The 16730-nt window shown below is 69.7% G+C and carries 16 protein-coding genes; 10 read left to right on the top strand and 6 right to left on the bottom strand.

What is annotated here, in order from left to right; translation table 11 throughout:
• Nucleotides 1-60 precede the first annotated feature (60 nt).
• Nucleotides 61-882, top strand: a complete 822-nt coding sequence (locus HNR23_RS27250) for a peptidoglycan DD-metalloendopeptidase family protein (RefSeq protein ID WP_221308165.1) — start codon at nucleotides 61-63, stop codon at nucleotides 880-882.
• A 111-nt stretch (nucleotides 883-993) separates the two neighbouring features.
• Here the strand turns inward: HNR23_RS27250 and HNR23_RS18230 are convergent, their stop codons facing one another.
• Nucleotides 994-1491 (bottom strand): HIT family protein, encoded by a 498-nt coding sequence (locus HNR23_RS18230; protein ID WP_184077077.1) that lies wholly within the window; start codon nucleotides 1489-1491, stop codon nucleotides 994-996.
• A 295-nt stretch (nucleotides 1492-1786) separates the two neighbouring features.
• On the opposite strand from HNR23_RS18230, the gene HNR23_RS18225 reads away from it, so the two are divergent.
• The 5 genes from HNR23_RS18225 (at nucleotide 1787) to HNR23_RS18205 (ending at nucleotide 5503) form a co-directional block, all read left to right on the top strand.
• Nucleotides 1787-1987, top strand: coding sequence for a hypothetical protein (locus tag HNR23_RS18225; protein ID WP_184077075.1), 201 nt, complete (start codon nucleotides 1787-1789; stop codon nucleotides 1985-1987).
• Nucleotide 1988: 1 nt separating this feature from the next.
• The gene (locus tag HNR23_RS18220; protein ID WP_184077073.1) at nucleotides 1989-2519 is read left to right on the top strand and encodes a DUF6879 family protein; all 531 of its coding nucleotides are present in this window, start codon (nucleotides 1989-1991) and stop codon (nucleotides 2517-2519) included.
• Complete coding sequence (locus tag HNR23_RS18215; protein ID WP_184077071.1) at nucleotides 2516-3370, top strand: helix-turn-helix domain-containing protein; 855 nt, start codon at nucleotides 2516-2518, stop codon at nucleotides 3368-3370. The genes HNR23_RS18220 and HNR23_RS18215 overlap by 4 nt, the downstream gene beginning before the upstream one ends.
• Nucleotides 3371-3696: 326 nt before the next feature.
• Nucleotides 3697-4518, top strand: coding sequence for a peptidoglycan DD-metalloendopeptidase family protein (locus HNR23_RS27245; protein ID WP_221308164.1), 822 nt, complete (start codon nucleotides 3697-3699; stop codon nucleotides 4516-4518).
• Nucleotides 4519-4828: 310 nt separating this feature from the next.
• Nucleotides 4829-5503, top strand: coding sequence for a RibD family protein (locus tag HNR23_RS18205; RefSeq protein ID WP_184077069.1), 675 nt, complete (start codon nucleotides 4829-4831; stop codon nucleotides 5501-5503).
• 155 nt (nucleotides 5504-5658) lie between these two features.
• On the opposite strand, the gene HNR23_RS18200 is transcribed toward HNR23_RS18205, so the two are convergent.
• Nucleotides 5659-5904 (bottom strand): DUF397 domain-containing protein, encoded by a 246-nt coding sequence (locus HNR23_RS18200; RefSeq protein ID WP_184077067.1) that lies wholly within the window; start codon nucleotides 5902-5904, stop codon nucleotides 5659-5661.
• Nucleotides 5905-5928: 24 nt separating this feature from the next.
• A complete protein-coding gene (locus tag HNR23_RS18195; protein WP_184077065.1) occupies nucleotides 5929-6765 on the bottom strand; it encodes a helix-turn-helix domain-containing protein in 837 nt (278 codons plus the stop codon).
• 358 nt (nucleotides 6766-7123) lie between these two features.
• On the opposite strand from HNR23_RS18195, the gene HNR23_RS18190 reads away from it, so the two are divergent.
• Nucleotides 7124-7873, top strand: coding sequence for an RNA polymerase sigma factor (locus HNR23_RS18190; protein ID WP_184077063.1), 750 nt, complete (start codon nucleotides 7124-7126; stop codon nucleotides 7871-7873).
• Nucleotides 7874-7974: 101 nt separating this feature from the next.
• On the opposite strand, the gene HNR23_RS18185 is transcribed toward HNR23_RS18190, so the two are convergent.
• The 3 genes from HNR23_RS18185 to lysX all read right to left on the bottom strand — a co-directional run bounded on the left by HNR23_RS18185 (nucleotide 7975) and on the right by lysX (nucleotide 12534).
• Nucleotides 7975-8187 carry a hypothetical protein gene (locus HNR23_RS18185; protein ID WP_184077061.1) on the bottom strand — a complete coding sequence of 71 codons (213 nt, stop codon included), beginning with the start codon at nucleotides 8185-8187 and terminating at the stop codon, nucleotides 7975-7977.
• Nucleotides 8188-8347: 160 nt separating this feature from the next.
• Entirely contained in the window at nucleotides 8348-9109 is a 762-nt protein-coding gene (locus HNR23_RS18180) for a DUF998 domain-containing protein (RefSeq protein WP_184077059.1), read from the bottom strand.
• A complete protein-coding gene (gene lysX, locus HNR23_RS18175) occupies nucleotides 9106-12534 on the bottom strand; it encodes a bifunctional lysylphosphatidylglycerol synthetase/lysine--tRNA ligase LysX (protein WP_184077057.1) in 3429 nt (1142 codons plus the stop codon). Before lysX ends, HNR23_RS18180 begins: the two co-directional genes overlap by 4 nt.
• Before the next feature lie 332 nt (nucleotides 12535-12866).
• Between lysX and HNR23_RS18170 the strand changes: the two genes are divergently transcribed.
• The 3 genes from HNR23_RS18170 (at nucleotide 12867) to HNR23_RS18160 (ending at nucleotide 16718) form a co-directional block, all read left to right on the top strand.
• The gene (locus HNR23_RS18170) at nucleotides 12867-13775 is read left to right on the top strand and encodes a universal stress protein (RefSeq protein ID WP_184077055.1); all 909 of its coding nucleotides are present in this window, start codon (nucleotides 12867-12869) and stop codon (nucleotides 13773-13775) included.
• A 65-nt stretch (nucleotides 13776-13840) separates the two neighbouring features.
• Nucleotides 13841-15520, top strand: coding sequence for a hypothetical protein (locus HNR23_RS18165; protein WP_221308163.1), 1680 nt, complete (start codon nucleotides 13841-13843; stop codon nucleotides 15518-15520).
• Between the two features lie 37 nt (nucleotides 15521-15557).
• On the top strand, nucleotides 15558-16718 hold the full coding sequence (locus tag HNR23_RS18160; RefSeq protein ID WP_184077053.1) for an anhydro-N-acetylmuramic acid kinase: 1161 nt from the start codon (nucleotides 15558-15560) through the stop codon (nucleotides 16716-16718).
• Nucleotides 16719-16730 lie beyond the last annotated feature (12 nt).

Below are 16730 nucleotides of genomic sequence, written 5' to 3'. Positions count from 1 at the left end.
TCTCCGTCGGCACCACGGCTTCCGTACAGCGCCCGATCTGTCACCCGGGAGGCACGACGCGTGATCGTCTGGAAGAGGCACGGCCTGTTCTTCGGAGCCGGCGCGCTGTGCATCCTGGTCAACAACGGTGGGGTGAGCCCGCTGTGGATCACCGGTGTCCTGCTGTTGATCGTCGGGGGGATGATGCGCTGGTCCCTGACCCGATGGCAAAGGCCGACCGGCGGGCGAGCGCCTGTAACGGTGCGTATGCCGGTGAAGGGACGCTGGGTCGCCCTCAACGGCCCGGCCACCAGGGTGCCCAGCCACACCCACAGCCATGCCCAGACCTATGCGATCGACCTGATCCACCTGCCGACCGAAGGCCCGGAGGCTCCGCCGTTCACGAGGGTGTGGCCCCTCGCGCACCGCCCGGAGCACTACCCGTCGTTCGGCCAGCCGGTGCTGGCCCCCGCCGACGGCGTGGTGGTGGCCACCGCGAGCCGAATGCGAGATCACCTCTCCCGGACGTCGCTGCCCGCTCACGCCTTTTTCTATCTGGAGAGCTTTGTCCGGGGGCTGGGCTGGCCCTGCCACCTTTGGGGCAACTACGTGCTGCTGGAGATAGGCGACGGCGTGGTGGCGGGCTTCGCGCACCTGCGCCGGGGCTCTGTGCGGGTCGCGCCGGGCGACCGGGTGCAGGCAGGTCAGCAGATCGCCGAGTGCGGGAACTCCGGGAACTCCACCGAACCGCACCTGCACTTCCAGCTGATGGACGGCCCGGATTCGGCTACCGCCCGAGGCATCCCCTTCAGCTGGAGCTACCGGGACGACTCCGGAGCCACCCATATCGGAGTACCTGAGGACACCGCCCGATTCACCCCGTACACCACGCAACTCCCGTGAAGGGAATCTCCCTGCGCCATCGCACCATCAAGACCTTCGTCTTCCTAGAGGCGGGCGGATGGAACCGACCGCCCCGGTCCGCCTTTTCGTTTTCGAGCTCTCCTCTTGCGCTCAGGCCTCCGCTGACCTGATCAGCTTGGCGGTTTCGGCCAGTCGCTGGTCGTCGGCGCGTAGGTGGTCGTGCGAGGAAATGTAGCCCGCGTAGCTGTCGAAGAAGGTGTCGACGGCTGAGCTGACCTGCCGCCAGTTCTCGCCCTGGTTTCCCGCCGTGCCGTGCATGGGGAAGAGCTTGGCGTGGGCGTGGTCCACGCCGTACCCCTCGTACATGATTCCTGTGCGGGCGACGTCGGGGTAGGCGGCGTCCAAACGTCGCGCGGTTTCACGAGCCGCCAAGTGCAGACCCACGAAGTCCTCGTCGTCCAGGTCGACGACGTAGCTGGGCCGGTGTGCTTTCGTCACGACGACGGAGAAGCCGTCGGTGTTGGGATAGATGGACAAGAACGCCAGGTAGCGGTCGTCCTCCCAGATCGGATGACAGGGAGCATCCCCCGTGACGATACGGCAGAAGACGCAGGTCGTGGCGGCGGTGGTGTTCGGATCGATGGGCATTCGTCTCCTTGATCGGGTCGATGGGAGCGGGAGATGGGCACGGCGCTGCATTTCCGGGCATACGGCGCGAGCGCTGCGATCGTCTTCCGGTGCCGTAGATGGCCTGGGGCACGATGTCCACCTTCCGTGTCGACGCGGAGCCACGGACGCGGCAACGCGCTCGTTCCCGGAGCGTAGAAGGGGTAGGCGGCGGATTCCGGGGCGTTGCTCGAAATTGCTCACAAGGGGAGCCGTCAGCTCTGGTACTGCCGGCGGGACTCCCGGCAGACTGAAATCCCCCGGTACAAGGAGCCGTATGAAGCTGACGAAGATCGGGACGACATCGCAGGACGGCGGCTGCCCCACTTTGTACGAGACGGACTCTGGCGACATTGTCGTCCAGGGATATCGGTTGACCGATGACGAAGCCCGGCGACAACTGGAGGACGTGCTCCCAGACGAGGAGTTCGTTGTCGTTCCCCGTGAGCTGCTGACCCGATTCGCTCCCAAGGAGTAGCGTGGCCCCCTACATCACCGGTGACGCCTTCACCGATCTCTTCCGGAACTACCGCTACACGGCTTGGCGCCTGGAAACCCGCACCTACTACGGAAAGGTCAACGAAGACCAGCCCTTCCAGGAGTGGCTCGCGGGCAAGGACCCCGGAATCGACTTCCTGAAGCCCTGGCTGCGCATGGTCCGGGACGAGACGGCCACCGGAAAACGCATGCAGCGGGTGCGGATCATCGATAATCCGCCCTCTGACTACCTGAAGTGGGAGCTGTGGGCCACCCCGTACAACAACGCGGCGGGGGAGGACATCCGCTACCTCCCCCGGGAACACCCGATCGTCGCCGAGCTGCCGGACCATGACTTCTGGGTCTTCGACAGCAAGACGGTCTGCCGGTTGCACTTCGACGACGACAACATGCTGCTGGGGGCGACGCTGAGCGAGGATCCCCAGGAACTCCTGGCTGCATTGCGGGCACGCGACGCCGCGTGGCACCATGCGCTCACCTACCTGGAGTACATGGCGACAAGGTTCGAATGACCGACTACCAGACCGCCCGTGCGTCGTTGGGCGCTCACCTTCGTGAGCTGCGTGGCGACGCCGGGCTTTCTGGGCGTGCTCTCGCTGAACGGCTGGGCTGGCACCCGTCGAAGGTGTCGAAGCTGGAGCACGGCAAGCAGACCGCCAGTGCCGAGGATCTGAGATCGTGGGCCGCGGCCTGCGGCCAACCGACGGCCGCCAACGGCCTGCTCGCTCAGCGCCGTTCCCTGGAGACCCACTACGCGAGCTGGCGGCGCCAACTGGCGGGCGGGACGCGTGCCGCACAGCGGGCCTTCGCCGGCCTTGAAGCGGATGCCCGCCGTTTTCGCATCTTCGAGTCGATGTGCGTCCCCGGTCTGCTCCAGACTCCGGCCTACGCCCGGCACATCATGCGGCCCGGCGTCGACCTCCACCACGCCCCGGACGATCTGGAAGACGGGGTCCGAACCAGGATGGAGCGGCAGCGAGTCCTCGACGATCGCCGCCGCTCCTTCGACATCGTCATGTGGGAACCCGCCTTGCGGATGCGGCTGTGCCCAGTGCCGGTCATGGTCGAGCAGCTTGACCACCTCAGCGGAATCCTTCGGCAACGTCCACGGGATATCGGTGTGATCCCCCTGGGACGGCGGCTGGAAGTGCGTCCATCTCACGGTTTCTGGATCTTCGATGACACCAGGGTCCTTGTGGAGACGATCGGCGCGGAGCTCAGCCTCACCGATGACGACGCGATCGCCCCGTACCGAAGGGTATTCACCGAGCTCTCCCACGGAGCCGCCCGTGGTCTCGCCGCACTGCGGATCATCGATCGCATCCGCCGAGACCTCCAGGGCGAACGGTCTCCCAGGGACTGATGCCGTCGAGTGGGCATCAGTGATGTCTAGCTCTTGTCAGCCTTGACCTCGGCAAGGAAGGCGTTCCACTCGACTGCGGGGAAGGCGATGTGCCCGAGGTCAGGGGGCTTGCCGATCGGCATCCGGCCGACCGCCGTGCGGCGTCAGGTTCTGGGGCTTCTGCCGGGCGGTTCCGTTCGTCGGCGATGATGGTCCGGGTGCGCGGTGGCTGCATCGCCGGAGCCGTCGGTGCACGGCATGTGCGGATACCTGGCAGACGTGTCGGTTCTCCGTCGGCACTACGGCTTCCGTACCGCGCCGGATCTGTCACCCGGGAGGCAAGACGCGTGATTCTCTGGAAGAGGCACGGCCTGTTCTTCGGAGCCGGCGCGCTGTGCATCCTGGTCAACAGCGGTGGGGTGAGCCCGCTGTGGATCACCGGTGTCCTGTTGTTGATCGTCGGGGGGATGATGCGCTGGTCACTGACCCGGTGGCAACGGCCGACGAGTGGGCGAGCGCCTGTAACGGTGCGTATGCCGGTGAAGGGGCGCTGGGTCGCCCTCAACGGCCCGGCCACCAGGGTGCCCAGCCACACCCACAGCCATGCCCAGACCTATGCGATCGACCTGATCCACCTGCCGACCGAAGGCCCGGAGGCTCCGCCGTTCACGAGGGTGTGGCCCCTCGCGCACCGCCCGGAGCACTACCCGTCGTTCGGCCAGCCGGTGCTGGCCCCCGCCGACGGCGTGGTGGTGGCCACCGCGAGCCGGATGCGAGATCACCTCTCCCGGACGTCGCTGCCCGCTCACGCCTTTTTCTATCTGGAGAGCTTTGTCCGGGGGCTGGGCTGGCCCTGCCACCTTTGGGGCAACTACGTGCTGCTGGAGATAGGCGACGGCGTGGTGGCGGGCTTCGCGCACCTGCGCCGGGGCTCAGTGCGGGTCGCGCAGGGCGACCGGGTACAGGCAGGTCAGCAGCTCGCCGAGTGCGGGAACTCCGGGAACTCCACCGAACCGCACCTGCACTTCCAGCTGATGGATGGTCCAGATTCGGCTACCGCCCGAGGCATCCCCTTTAGCTGGAGCTACCGGGACGACTCCGGGGCCACCCATATCGGAGTACCCGAGGACACCACCCGATTCACCCCGCACACCACGCAACTCCCGTGAAAGCAATTTCGATGTACCACCACACCCTTAACCGTCGCGGCGGCATCGACGGTCTAGTGATTATCGGAGGTGGCGACGGTACCCAGAACGAAGTTGATCTAGCATTTTCGATGGAAAAGAAGGTCCTACCACTACTCACGAGCGGGGGAGCGGCACTCAGTGCATACCGGGTGATGTCGCGTGACGTGGGATCACGGGCCTGGATGATCCTGGATGACCGATCAGGACCTCATGGCACTGGAGGAGGCGACTCCCGCAGGTTTTGCCCCACTGGTCCGGCGTCTGACCACGACCTCGCAGGAAGGATCACATGAGTGACCGCCCATACGTCACGCTGAGCTGTGCCATGTCCGTCGATGGACACATCGACGATCTCAGCGACCAGCGTCTTCTCCTGTCCAACGACGAAGATTTCGACCGTGTCGATGCTGTCCGGGCGGAGAATGACGCCATCCTGGTCGGCGCCAACACGATTCGCAGGGATGACCCGCGTCTCTTGGTCCGCTCGGAGCAGCGCCGGGACAGCCGTGTCAACGAGGGAAAGTCGCCCCATCCGGTAAAGGTCACGCTGACGGAGAGTGGAGATCTCAACGCGCGGTCGCGCTTCTTCACCACCGGCGATACCCCCAAGTTGGTATACGCGGCTGCTGCCGTCGCCGAAGATACGCGTAAGCGGCTCGACGGGAGCGCCACAGTGATCGACGTGGGAGAACGCGTCAACCTGAAACCACTGCTGTCTGACGTGGTTGAACGCGGCGTCGGGCGGCTCATGGTCGAAGGCGGCGGACGTATTCACACGCGCTTTCTCACTGAGGGCGTGGCTGACGAGATCCATCTCGTGATCGCGCCGTTCTTCGTCGGTGAAGCCGATGCACCTCGCTTCGTTCACCCCGGCAGCTTCCCGCATACCTCTGACCGGCGTATGGAGTTGGCAGAGGTACGACAGATCGGTGATGTCGTGCTCTTGCGCTACCTCGCCAAGTAGGCGACTGTGAACGAGCGGGGGTGGCCATGGCGTCTTGATGCGCACCCCCGCTCTCAGCTGACCTGGCCTCGAAACCTGCGGGCACGGGCCTCGTCTTATCCTTCCCAGCAGGGGGGAATCCAGGGACGACATCGTCGAGTGAGCGTCAGCTGCGTCTAGATCTTGTCAGCCTTGACGTCGGCAAGGAAGGCGTTCCACTCGACCGCGGGGAAGGTGATGTGCCCGAGGGCGGGGTGCTTGGAGTCGCGCATGGCGGCGCCTTGGGGGAGCTCGGCTACTTCGACGCAGTCGTTGCTGCTGGCCGCGCTGTAGCTGCTCTTGCGGAAGCGGGCAACCTCGACACAGTTGGAGTTTCTGCCGCTATACGAGCTCTTGCGCCATGGCCCATCCGTGAGGCACATGGTTCCTCTATTCGGGTTGGGTACTCAGGAGACGACCGCATCCATGAACCTGGCTGAATCCTCGACGCTCATCGCTGTCGCCTGGAGTCGGTCGAACACCAGCGTATATCGCCGGATTTGTTCGGGTTCTTCTAGGTAGAGGCCATCCCGATCCGTCTCGATGTAGACGACCCGATCTGAGCCCTCGAAGCCCAGCGTTGTGAACTGGAACCCGCTGGCCGCGTGGGCGCCTGCTGAGAACGGCAGTACTTGAATGTCGATGGTCGGCCGTTCAGTCATCTCTCGCAGGTGACGTACTTGAGTTCGCATGACCTCGACCCCGCCGACCTGTCGGCGCAGGACACTTTCATCCAGGATCAGCCAGATGTGGGGCGGGTTCTTTCTGTCCAGGACAGACCGCTGCCGCTGCAGACGGACATCGATTCGGGTCTGCACCTCATCCCTGGGCACTGTGACGTCAAGCGCTGGCTCGATGAGGGCCTGGATGTACTCAGGGACCTGGAACAGGCCGGGGACCAGCGAGTTGTTGAACCCCTCGATGGTGAGCGCCTCGGCTTCAAGGCCGATGAACGGTCCGGCGAATACGTCGCTGTAGCGGTACCACCATGAGGACTTCCGGGACTGCTTCGCGATCTCGGCCAGGGCATCCTTCTCTTCATCGCTGGCCTTGTACAGCCCACAGAGCGCTACGACGTCAGCGGCATTGATCCGCTTGAACCGGCCTTGCTCAAGGCGGTGGATCTTCCCTCTGTCCCAACCCATGGCACCTGACACGTCGTCTTGCGTGAGCCCGGAGCTTAGACGGAGCTGCTTGAGACGGGTGATCAGGTGCCGCCGCCGGACAGGGATCTCGTTGGCCATCAAGTCTTCCTTGCTGCTGGACGTGGGACCAAGTGCAGCGATCATAGCCACTCCGATGAGATTCTTCGTGTCGATGCATAAATCGGACTACTTATCTTGCAACCGTTGCAAGTTTAGCTTGTTGGCTTAATGATGGATCTTGGGCGCTCCGCATAACCGAGGCGGCCGCTCAACGCAAAGACCCCGGCGGTGCTTGGGGCACCCCGGGGCGTGGCCAACAGACGGGACTGTTGACATGAATCACGGTAGTCGAGATGGATCGGCATCCACTCATCCGGCGTCTACCAGGCTGAACGACGCCGAGCACGAACCTCTCCGCCATGGCTTCTCGCGTGCGGATATCGATGACATCGCGCGGTTGGCCGCGGCCACGATCCGGTGGCCGGGGCGGCTGGACTGGATCACGCGGGTGGAGACCGCGTGGTCGGCCGTCGCGGAGCGGCTCTACACAGCGGACGCACCTCCCACCCGCAACGACCTCAAGGTCGCGGGGTGGAGCGCCATCACCGAGCACGCCCGCAAGGACAACTCGTTCCGGGGGCGTACCTGGGGCTACGACTCCACCAGTACCCCGAGCTTCGAGCGGTTCTGGGCGTTAGCGGCCGGGCACGTGCCCAGCCCTGAGGGTGCTGTCGTGGAACGCCGCGCGCTGGGCCAGATCTGGGCGGCTCTGCCCGAGCAGCACCGCCGTGTCCTGCGGGCGCTCGCGGACCATGGTCACTATGCCGAGGCCGCCGACGCCCTCGGTGTCACGCTGGGCAGCTTCTACTCGCTGGTCTCCCGTGCCCGCAAGGCGTTCTTCGCCCTCTGGCACGAGCACGAGGTGCCCTCGCGTCCGTGGGGCAACGACGTCCGGGGGCGCAAGCTGCGGAGGAAGAATGTCACCGTCATCGCCGTGCGCCAGCGGACACGGCTGCGGGCGCGGCGGCCCGCCGACAGGCCGAACAACAGCCGCGCCAAGCGCGACATCGGCATCAGCGACGCCGACCTTCTCCTTCGCCACCGCGACGGCGAGAGCTACGAGTCCATCGCCGCCTCGCTCAGCATCGGGCCGACGGCTGTGCGGCGCCGTGTTCTGGGGCTTATGGCGCTAGCTCAGACCAGTTGACGGCCTTCGGCCGCTCTTTTCAGGGGCGGGCGGCTCACACCGCCCGCCCCCTACGTCGATGTGGAGGTGGGAGCAGGGCTCCGGGGCTCGGTCGGTGGTGGTCAGCCGAAGAAGGTGACCCAGTAGCCGTCGAAGTCGCCGCGGTGGCAGACGAAGCCCGTGGGGCTGCCTTCCACGTCGGGGAGGATTATTCCGCCGCCGGCGAGGCATTCGGGGGCGGGGACGAACTGCTGGGCGCTAGCCGGAGCAGCGGCCGAGAACACGAGGGCGGCGATGGCCGCGGCGATCAGGGCCGCGGTGGCGCGAGGAGACACGGTACTCCGATCCGTATGGGGGCGATGACACTGTGTGCCTGTCCTGTCGCGTGTCGGAGGAAACCTCGGGTGGTGACCTGGTCACCAGCTTTCTCGCGGTGGCCGGGGAGGGTTCCCCGGCCACCGGTCGGCGGCGGGTGCGGTCGCCTCGCTGTGAGGTTCAGGCCTTGCGGGCTGATCCCGGGGCGCGGCGCCACGGGCCCGGCAGTAGGCCGACCGCCAGCAGCCATGCCGCCACCGCGCCGATCTGTACGCGCTGGGCGATGCCGAAGCCGTCGACCGGTTGGCCGTCGCCGACCGCGAGCAGCGCCAGGACGGCGACCATGGCCGCCACCTGGACCGCGAGCAGCACCCAGCCGAGCGCCCAGGCGCGGCCGTGCCGCTCTCGCAAGGCGAGTGCGGCCACCCCCACGATTCCGGCCGTGCCCGCGATCGAGCTGGAGTAGGCGTGGGCCGTGTGGACCGCCGAGAGTTCCCCGGCGCGCTCGGCGGCCGCGCACGCCGCGTCCGCCGACACGGCGCAGTCCATGGGCAGGAAGCTGTCGGCGAAGGTCGCGGCGCCGAAGACGATTAGCGCGAGCCAGAGGACCGGCGTCCACAGGTCCCGCTTCCCGCCTTCGGCGCGGTCCCGACCGGCACCCACCGCCAGGCCGATCACCCCGCACACCACCGCCAGGACCCCCGCCGCGCGGTCGGCGCCGCGGAACACGTCGCCGAACGGGGCGTCGGCCGCCGACAGTTCGCTGACGAAGCTCAAGCCCGGGTCGATGCCCGTCGGCAGCGCGAACTCCACCACCCACAGGCTGTAGGCCACGGCGGCGGCGACGGCCGCCGCACGGGCGACGCGGACGGCGGTCCGCCCGCCCGACGCGCCGCCGGGTGCGCGGTCCGCCGCTCCGCCGGGCGCCACAGCGGTGCTCACCGCGCGCCCGGGCGGACCAGCGGGAACGGCAGGGTCTCGCGGATCGTCAGCCCGGTGATCATCATGATCAGCCGGTCGACGCCGATCCCCAGCCCGCCCGTGGGCGGCATGGCGTACTCCAGCGCGCGCAGGAAGTCCTCGTCCAGCTCCATCGCCTCGGGGTCGCCCGCCGCGGCGGCCAACGACTGGGCGGTGAGCCGCTTGCGCTGCTCCACCGGGTCGATCAGCTCGGAGTAGGCGGTGCCCAGCTCGGTGCCGAACGCCACCAGGTCCCACTTCTCGGCCAGCCGCGGGTCGTCCCGGTGCTGGCGGGTCAGCGGGGACACCTCGGTGGGGAAGTCCATGTAGAACGTGGGCCGCTCGGTCTTCTCCTCCACCAGGTGCTCGTAGATCTCCAGCACGATCTCGCCCCGGTTCCACCCGTCCTGCAGCGGGATGCCGTGCCGCGCCGCCAGCTCGACCAGCTCCTCGACCGGGGTGTCCGCGGTGACCTCCGTCCCCGTGGCCTCCGAGATCGCGGCGTTGATCGGGATCGCCGGCCAGTCGCCGCCGATGTCGATCTCGCTCATCGACCCGTCGGCGTTGCGGCGCCGCAGCACCGGCGCCCCGTTGGCCGCGATCGCCGCCTTCTGGATCATGTCCTGGGTCAGCAGGCGCATGTCGTTGTAGTCGGCGTAGGCCTGGTAGGCCTCCAGCATGGTGAACTCGGGGTTGTGCTTGAAGGACACGCCCTCGTTGCGGAACGTCCGGCCCAGCTCGAAGACCTTCTCGACACCGCCCACGCACAGCCGTTTGAGGAACAGCTCCGGCGCGATGCGCAGGTAGAGGTCCATGTCGTAGGCGTTGATGTGGGTGGTGAACGGGCGGGCGTTGGCGCCGCCGTGCACCGGCTGCAGGATCGGCGTCTCCACCTCCATGAATCCGCGCCCGACCAGCGACTCGCGCAGGCTCAGGATCGCCGCGGTCCGCGCCCGCAGTGTCCGGCGGGCGTCGTCGTTCACGGTCAGGTCGAGGTAGCGCTGGCGCACCCGCGCCTCGGGGTCGGCCAGACCGCGCCGCTTGTCCGGCAGCGGCCGCAGGCACTTGGCGGTGAGCCGCCACTCGGTGACGGCCACCGACGGCTCGCCGCGGCGGCTGGTCGCCACCGTGCCGCGCACGCCCACGTGGTCGCCGAGGTCGACGTCGTGGCGCCAGCGCGCCATGCCCTCCTTGCCGGCGGTCGGCTCGGTCAGCATCAGCTGCACCTCGCCGCTCCAGTCGGAGACGGTGGCGAAGCAGACGCCGCCGTGGTCGCGGACCAGCGTGACCCGCCCGGTGACCGACACCTCGGTGCCGCTGTCGCTGTCCGGCGCCAGGCCTTCGGCCAGGGCGCGGGCGTCGGCACAGGTGTGCGTGCGGCCGAAGCCCACCGGGTAGGGGTCGCGCCCCTCGCCGCGGATGGCGTCGATCTTGTCGAGCCGCACCCGCACCTGCTCGGGCAGGTGGGCGCGCTCGGCGGCCACCGGGTCGCGGTCGTCGAACTCGGTGGCCACCTCGTCGCCCGCCGCCACGGCCGCCCCGCGGTCGGCGATGCGCTGGCCGGCCGGGACCGAGCGGGCCGCCGCGATGGACGGCCGATGCCCCGACTTGCGCAGCAGGCTGGGCAGCCGCGGCGCGGTCAGAAAGCCCTCGGCGATGGCGGAGGCCAGGCCGACCTTGGCCAGGTCGCGCGCCTCGGCGAAGCACAGGAACCGCGGGTTCCACACTGGGCGGTATTTGACGTTGGAGCGGTACAGCGCCTCCAGCTGCCACCAGCGGGAGAAGAACAGCAGCAGGCCGCGCCAGGCGCGCAGCACCGGCCCGGCGCCGATCCGCGCGCCCTCCTCGAAGGCGGCGCGGAACACCGCGAAGTTCAGCGAGACGCGCTGCACACCCAGGCGCGGGGCCTGCTTCATCAGCCCGGAGACCATGAACTCCATGAGGCCGTTGTCGGCGGCGCGGTCGCGGCGCATCACGTCCAGGCTCAGCCCGGTGCAGCCCCACGGGACGAACGACAGCACCGCGGCCAGGCGCCCGTCCGGCCCCAGCGTCTCCACCAGCACGCAGCGGCCGTCGTCGGGGTCGCCGAGGCGGCCGAGCGCCATGGAGAACCCGCGCTCGGTCTCGGTGTCGCGCCAGGCGTCGACCCGGTCGATGATCTGCTCCATCTCGTCGGCCGGGATGTCGGAGTGCCGACGGACGCGCAGCGTGTACCCGGCGCGCTCGACGCGGTGCGCGGCCTGGCGCACCACGCGCATGTTGCGGCCCTCCAGGGTGAAGTCGCCGACGTTGAGGATCGCCTCATCGCCCAGCTGCAGGACGCTGAGCCCCGCGCGGGCATAGGCCTTGGCGCCCTCCTCGCCGGCGCCCATGACGGCCGGCGTCCAGGCGTGTTCCTCGGCCTCGTCCAGCCAGGTGCGGATGGCGCCGCCCCACGCCTCGGGGTCGCCGATCGGGTCGCCGCTGGCCAGGCTGACCCCGGCGACGACGCGGTAGGTGACGGCGGCCTTGCCGCTGGGGGAGAAGCGCACCGTCTTGTCGTGGCGGGTGGCGAAGTAGCCCAGGGAGTCGCGCTCGCCGTGCTCGTCGAGGAGGGCGCGGATGCGCGCCTCGTCGGGGAGGGTCAGCTCGGCGTTGGCGCGCTGCGACCTGAACAGCACCAGGACCGCGAGGAGCAGCGCGATGGCGCCGAACAGGCCGAGGGTGAGGTTGACCCAGCCGGGGCCGCTGCCGTCGCGGGCGACGGTGAACTGGAAGGCGCCGCCCAGCACCTTCTCCACCGCCCACAGGAAGCGGTTCTCGGTGGTGGTGAGGGAGCCGGGGAACATCTCGACCAGGCCCCAGCCGAGCAGGATTCCCGCCGCCAGGCCTCCGCCGAGCACGCCGAGGGCCTTGTAGAAGGACCCCGGCTGCACCTTCGCGCGAAACGCGTCGCGTGCCGCGATCAGCAGCCCCAGCAGCAGCGTCATGATGACCGTGTTGGGGAGGATGAACCAGTAGATCCAGTTCACCTCGTCGTCGGTCATCGGGGCGAAGATGAGGCTGACCAGGACGAGGTAGTCCAGGACCACGATCAGCGCCAGGTAGATGAGCGCGATCCGGAAGGCCACCCGCTTGCGGGAGGCCAGCGCACCGGCCAGCAGCCCGAGGAACACCGCGTAGGCGAGGTTCGGCGGGACCGGCACGAGGGCGACCTCGATGAACTCGGCGATCCCCTCGGTGCTCTGCCGCAGCGGAAGGGACAGCGCCCGCAGCGCGCACAGCACCGCGATCAGGGTGAGCGTCGTCGCCAGGATGCCCGGGATCTTCTCCTTGACCCGATGCCACAGCGAGGGGCGCGCCTCAGCGCCGGCGCCCCCGCCGTGTTGCTTGCGGCCGGACTCGGCCGGGCTGGAAATGACGGTCAACGATTACCCCCAGCTATCGTTGAACTGCTGTAAGTGACGTGTCCCAACTGGGTCCGATGCGGACCGGTACTGCCCTGGTACACCGTCCACCAGGATCACGCACGTCAGGCGGGACGTGCCTCGTCCGTACGGCTGATCCCGGTGGCCGAAAGTATGCACACCCAAATTCGCCATCATGGCGCCTGAGCGGTCGAGAGTGGACAACAAGGCGGCCATGTATGGGTAAAACGTCAAGATTCCGGCGAGCGGTTCACGGATTCGTCCGCGGTGATCGTCGACCGCGTCCGCCTAGGCTGAAAGTGTGGGGTCCACAGAGAATCGAGGCAGGTGAGATGAACGACACACCCGAACTCCGGCGGGTCATCGTCGGAGTCGACGGGTCCGACTCCAGTCGCTACGCGCTGGAGTGGTCGGCCAACCAGGCGGTGCTGCGCGGCCTCGGCATCCGCATCGTCACCGCCGTCTGGCCGCTGGTGGCCGAGGGGCCGTTCGGCGAGGTCGTCGAGTCGACCGACGCCGCCGCCCCCTCGTCGCGCGAACAGGACGCCCGCGCCCTGCTCGACTACGCGCGCGACTGGGTGCTGCGGATCTTCCCCGAACTCGACGTGGAGGAGCGGCTGGCCGCCGCGCGCCCGGCCGACGCCCTGCTGGAGGAGGCGCACAAGCCCGAGGCCGCCGCCGTGGTCATCGGCTCGCGCGGACTGGGCGGACTGGCCACCGCGTTCGTCGGATCGGTCGGCGTGGAACTGGCGGCGCGCAGCCCGGTGCCGCTCGTGGTGCTGCCCAAGAAGCACGAGTCGGCGCACGGAGCCAAGGGCCGCATCATCGTCGGCGTCGACGGATCCGAGCCGAGCCGCCGCGCCCTGCACTTCGGCTTCCGCCAGGCGCACGAGGTCGGCGCCGAACTCGTCGCCGTGTGCGCGTGGCAGCCCATGGCCGCGTTCGCCTCGGCGATGGGGCCGGTGCCGCCGGAGGCGTTCGACGACGGCGTCGTCGAGGCAGCGGCGCGCCGCACCGCCGAGGACGAGCTGCGCGGCCCGCGCGCCGAGTACCCCGGCGTCATCGTCGACGTGCGTGCGGTCCGCGCGCACCCCGTCGTCGCCCTGCTGGAGGAGGCCACCCCCGCCGACCTCATCGTCGTCGGATCGCGCGGCCGCGGCGGTTTCACCGGCCTGCTGCTCGGGTCGGTCAGCCAGTCCGTCCTGCACGGCGCGCACGGCCCGGTGGCGATCGTGCACTGAGCACGCCCCGCCGAAGGCGAGGGCGGCCGTGTGCCCGGCGGCGCGTTCCGGGGAAAGAAGGGTGCATGGTGCTCTCACCCGTCACCGCGTCCCGCTGCCGTGCACCCGACGGCAGGGACGTGCCCTGGGTCGGGTTCTTCACCGGCCACCGGGTCCTGGACGAACCGCGGATCGCGGAGTGCGCCGAACGCCTCCTCGGCATGGACCTCGGGGGCGTGGAACAGGCCGTAGGCACCGAGCTCCGGCCCTACCGGGCCGCGACCGGCGCCCAGCGCGGCCCCGCCCTGCTCCTGCACTCCGCCACGCCCATGCTCCGGGCCTTCGAGGGAGACCTGGACGCCGTGGCCAACGGCGACCCGCCGCACGATTCGAGCACCTACGTCGAGGCCCGGTCCGTCTTCTTCTGCACCGCCGACGACCTGTGCGTCGGCCGTACCGCCCCCTGGGCGGAGGCGGCCGAGCTGCGCGGGGTCCCCGCGGTCGACGTCGGCGGCGTCGACCACTACTACCTGATCCACGCGCTGCTGCTGCTCGCCGAGGCCCACGAGGACGGGGCGGACACCCGCCTGGGACGGGTCGTCGACTGGCTGCGCGCCCACCCCGGCGCGGTGGTCCGCCTCTACGCGCTGGACGTGGAAACGCAGATCCTGCTGCTGTGGCTGCGGCGCACGACCGGCCTGCCCACGCTGACCACCGACGCCAACAGCACCGTCGTGTCCACCCGGTGGAACCGCAAGAGCCACATCCACCCCACGGTGGCGGCCGCACTCGGCCTGCCCGAGCCGATGCTCCGGCTGCCCGCCGAGCACCTGCTCGACGCCGAACAGCGCCGCAGCGAGGCCCACCTCCGGCTCGGCCTGCGCCTGCCGGTCCTGCCCGGCTACACCGTCCCGCGCGCCGGCGTCACGACCCACGACTTCGTCCGCGGTGTGCTCACCGCCGCCGACCTCCTCCGGCACCGGTACGGACTACGCACCGCCGCCCTGAAGCCCAGCGACTCCGCCGACGGCGCCCGGATCATCGGCCGTCTCGACCTGCGCGACACCGACCGGCTCGCCGCCGAGGCCGCGGCCGCCCACGTCCGGGGCGACGACCACATCCTGGAGGCGTGGGTGACCTTCCACACCGTCACACTGGACGGCGCCCGCCTGCCCGTGGCGCCCTCGGGGCACATCCGCGACGGCCACCTCGCCGACGGCCTCACCCTGCAGCTGCTGGACGGCTACTCCTGGCGCGGCAACATCTACCTCGATGAGGAGGGCTGGACCGGCCTCGGCCTGCCGGGCGCCACCTACCGGACGATCCGCGCCTCCCTCGACGCGGTCCGCTCCGCGTTCCAGGGGCACCGGAGCATCGCGGACGGCAGCCACCGCGGGCTGGTCCGCGGCGGCGTCGACTTCGCGGTCGGCCGCCTCGGCGGCCGGTTCGGCGCGAGCCCCGTCGTCGGCGCGATCGACTTCAACCTCTCCTCGAACGGAGGCGAGACCCTGCGCGCCTTCCAGGACATCGCGCGGCGCCAGGGCATCCCCGAACGCTACGCGGCCACCCGGATCTTCCACCCGCCGCGCACCCAGACGCTGCGCCGCATGCGGCACACGGCGGCGGCCCTGACACCGCCCGAGGGGATGATGGAGGCCATCGCGTGCATCCCCCGGCGGTGGGGCATGGTCGCGGCGACCGGGGACGGCCCGGAGCGCGCGGTCCGCCGTGTCGGGGCGATGGTGGCGGCGTCGACCACACCCTGACCACGCCGGAGAAGAGGGGAGAGGCAGGGGTGCCGGAGTGATCGTCCTCGGCCTGTCATCGGGCACGTCCGTCGACGGAATCGATGTGGCCGTCGCCGACCTGCGCCTGGCGGAGGGCGCGGACACGGAGGTCCTGCTCACCCCGGTCGCCCACCGGGAGGTGCCCTACCCCGACCGGCTGCGCGACGACATCCGCGCCGTACTCCCGCCCGCGGCGACGACGATCGACGCCGTCTGCCGCCTCGACACCCGCATCGGCCGGGCCTTCGCCGAGGCCGCCGCCACCGCGGTCGACGAGCTGTGCCCGAACCGCACCGCCCACCTCGTCGCCTCCCACGGCCAGACCGTCTTCCACTGGGTGCAGGACGGCCGCGCCCGCGGCACCCTGCAGCTCGGGCAACCCGCCTGGATCGCCGAGGCCACCGGCCTGCCCGTCGTCTCCGACCTGCGGGCCCGCGACATCGCCGCCGGTGGTCAGGGCGCGCCGCTGGCCGCCGCCCTGGACGTGCTCCTGCTGGCGGACCGGGACGCGCCCGCCGCCGCGCTCAACATCGGCGGGATCGCCAACCTCACCGTCGTCGCCCCCGGCCGCCCACCCGTCGCCTTCGACACCGGCCCCGGAAACGCCCTCATCGACGCGGCCGTGCTGCGGGCCACCGCCGGCCGGGAGGAGAGGGACACCGACGGCCGCCGCGCGCGGCGCGGCCGCGTCGACGCCGACCTGCTGGCCCGCCTGCGCGCCGACCCCTACTACGCCCGCCCCGCCCCCAAGTCCACGGGCAAGGAGCACTTCCACGCCGCCTACCTGGACACGGTGGTGGACGGGGCCGACGTGGACCTCGACGACCTGTGTGCCACCCTCGTCGCGCTCACGGCGGCGACGGTCGCCGACGCCTGCCGCGCGCACGGCGTCACCGAGCTCGTCGTGTCCGGTGGCGGGCTGCGCAACCCCGTTCTCGCCGCGGCGCTGCGGTCCGCGCTCGCACCGGCGGCGGTGCACACCTCCGAGGGGTTCGGCATCGACCCCGACGCCAAGGAGGCCTACCTCTTCGCGCTGCTGGGCTTTCTCACCTGGCACGGCATCCCCGCGACGATCCCGTCGTGCACCGGTGCGCGCCGCCCGACCGTGCCGGGGGTGCTCACCGCGCGCGACCAGGGGCGTCGGCCGCCGCAGCGGCTGCGGGTGGTCCCGCCGTAGCTGCGGCGGCGC

It is taken from the genome of Nocardiopsis mwathae, assembly GCF_014201195.1.
In the GTDB taxonomy this organism is placed as follows: domain Bacteria; phylum Actinomycetota; class Actinomycetes; order Streptosporangiales; family Streptosporangiaceae; genus Nocardiopsis_C; species Nocardiopsis_C mwathae.
Note: the sequence above shows the minus strand (reverse complement) of the source record. Positions and strands in the feature narration are given on the sequence as shown.

What these genes read in the sequence shown, in the direction of transcription:
- HNR23_RS18170 (WP_184077055.1), top strand. Translation starts at nt 12,867, where the DNA reads ATGAACGACACACCCGAACTCCGGCGGGTCATCGTCGGAGTCGACGGG.
- HNR23_RS18230 (WP_184077077.1), bottom strand. Translation starts at nt 1,491, where the DNA reads ATGCCCATCGATCCGAACACCACCGCCGCCACGACCTGCGTCTTCTGC.
- HNR23_RS18225 (WP_184077075.1), top strand. Translation starts at nt 1,787, where the DNA reads ATGAAGCTGACGAAGATCGGGACGACATCGCAGGACGGCGGCTGCCCC.
- HNR23_RS18215 (WP_184077071.1), top strand. Translation starts at nt 2,516, where the DNA reads ATGACCGACTACCAGACCGCCCGTGCGTCGTTGGGCGCTCACCTTCGT.
- HNR23_RS18205 (WP_184077069.1), top strand. Translation starts at nt 4,829, where the DNA reads ATGAGTGACCGCCCATACGTCACGCTGAGCTGTGCCATGTCCGTCGAT.
- HNR23_RS18165 (WP_221308163.1), top strand. Translation starts at nt 13,841, where the DNA reads ATGGTGCTCTCACCCGTCACCGCGTCCCGCTGCCGTGCACCCGACGGC.
- HNR23_RS18195 (WP_184077065.1), bottom strand. Translation starts at nt 6,765, where the DNA reads ATGGCCAACGAGATCCCTGTCCGGCGGCGGCACCTGATCACCCGTCTC.
- HNR23_RS18200 (WP_184077067.1), bottom strand. Translation starts at nt 5,904, where the DNA reads ATGTGCCTCACGGATGGGCCATGGCGCAAGAGCTCGTATAGCGGCAGA.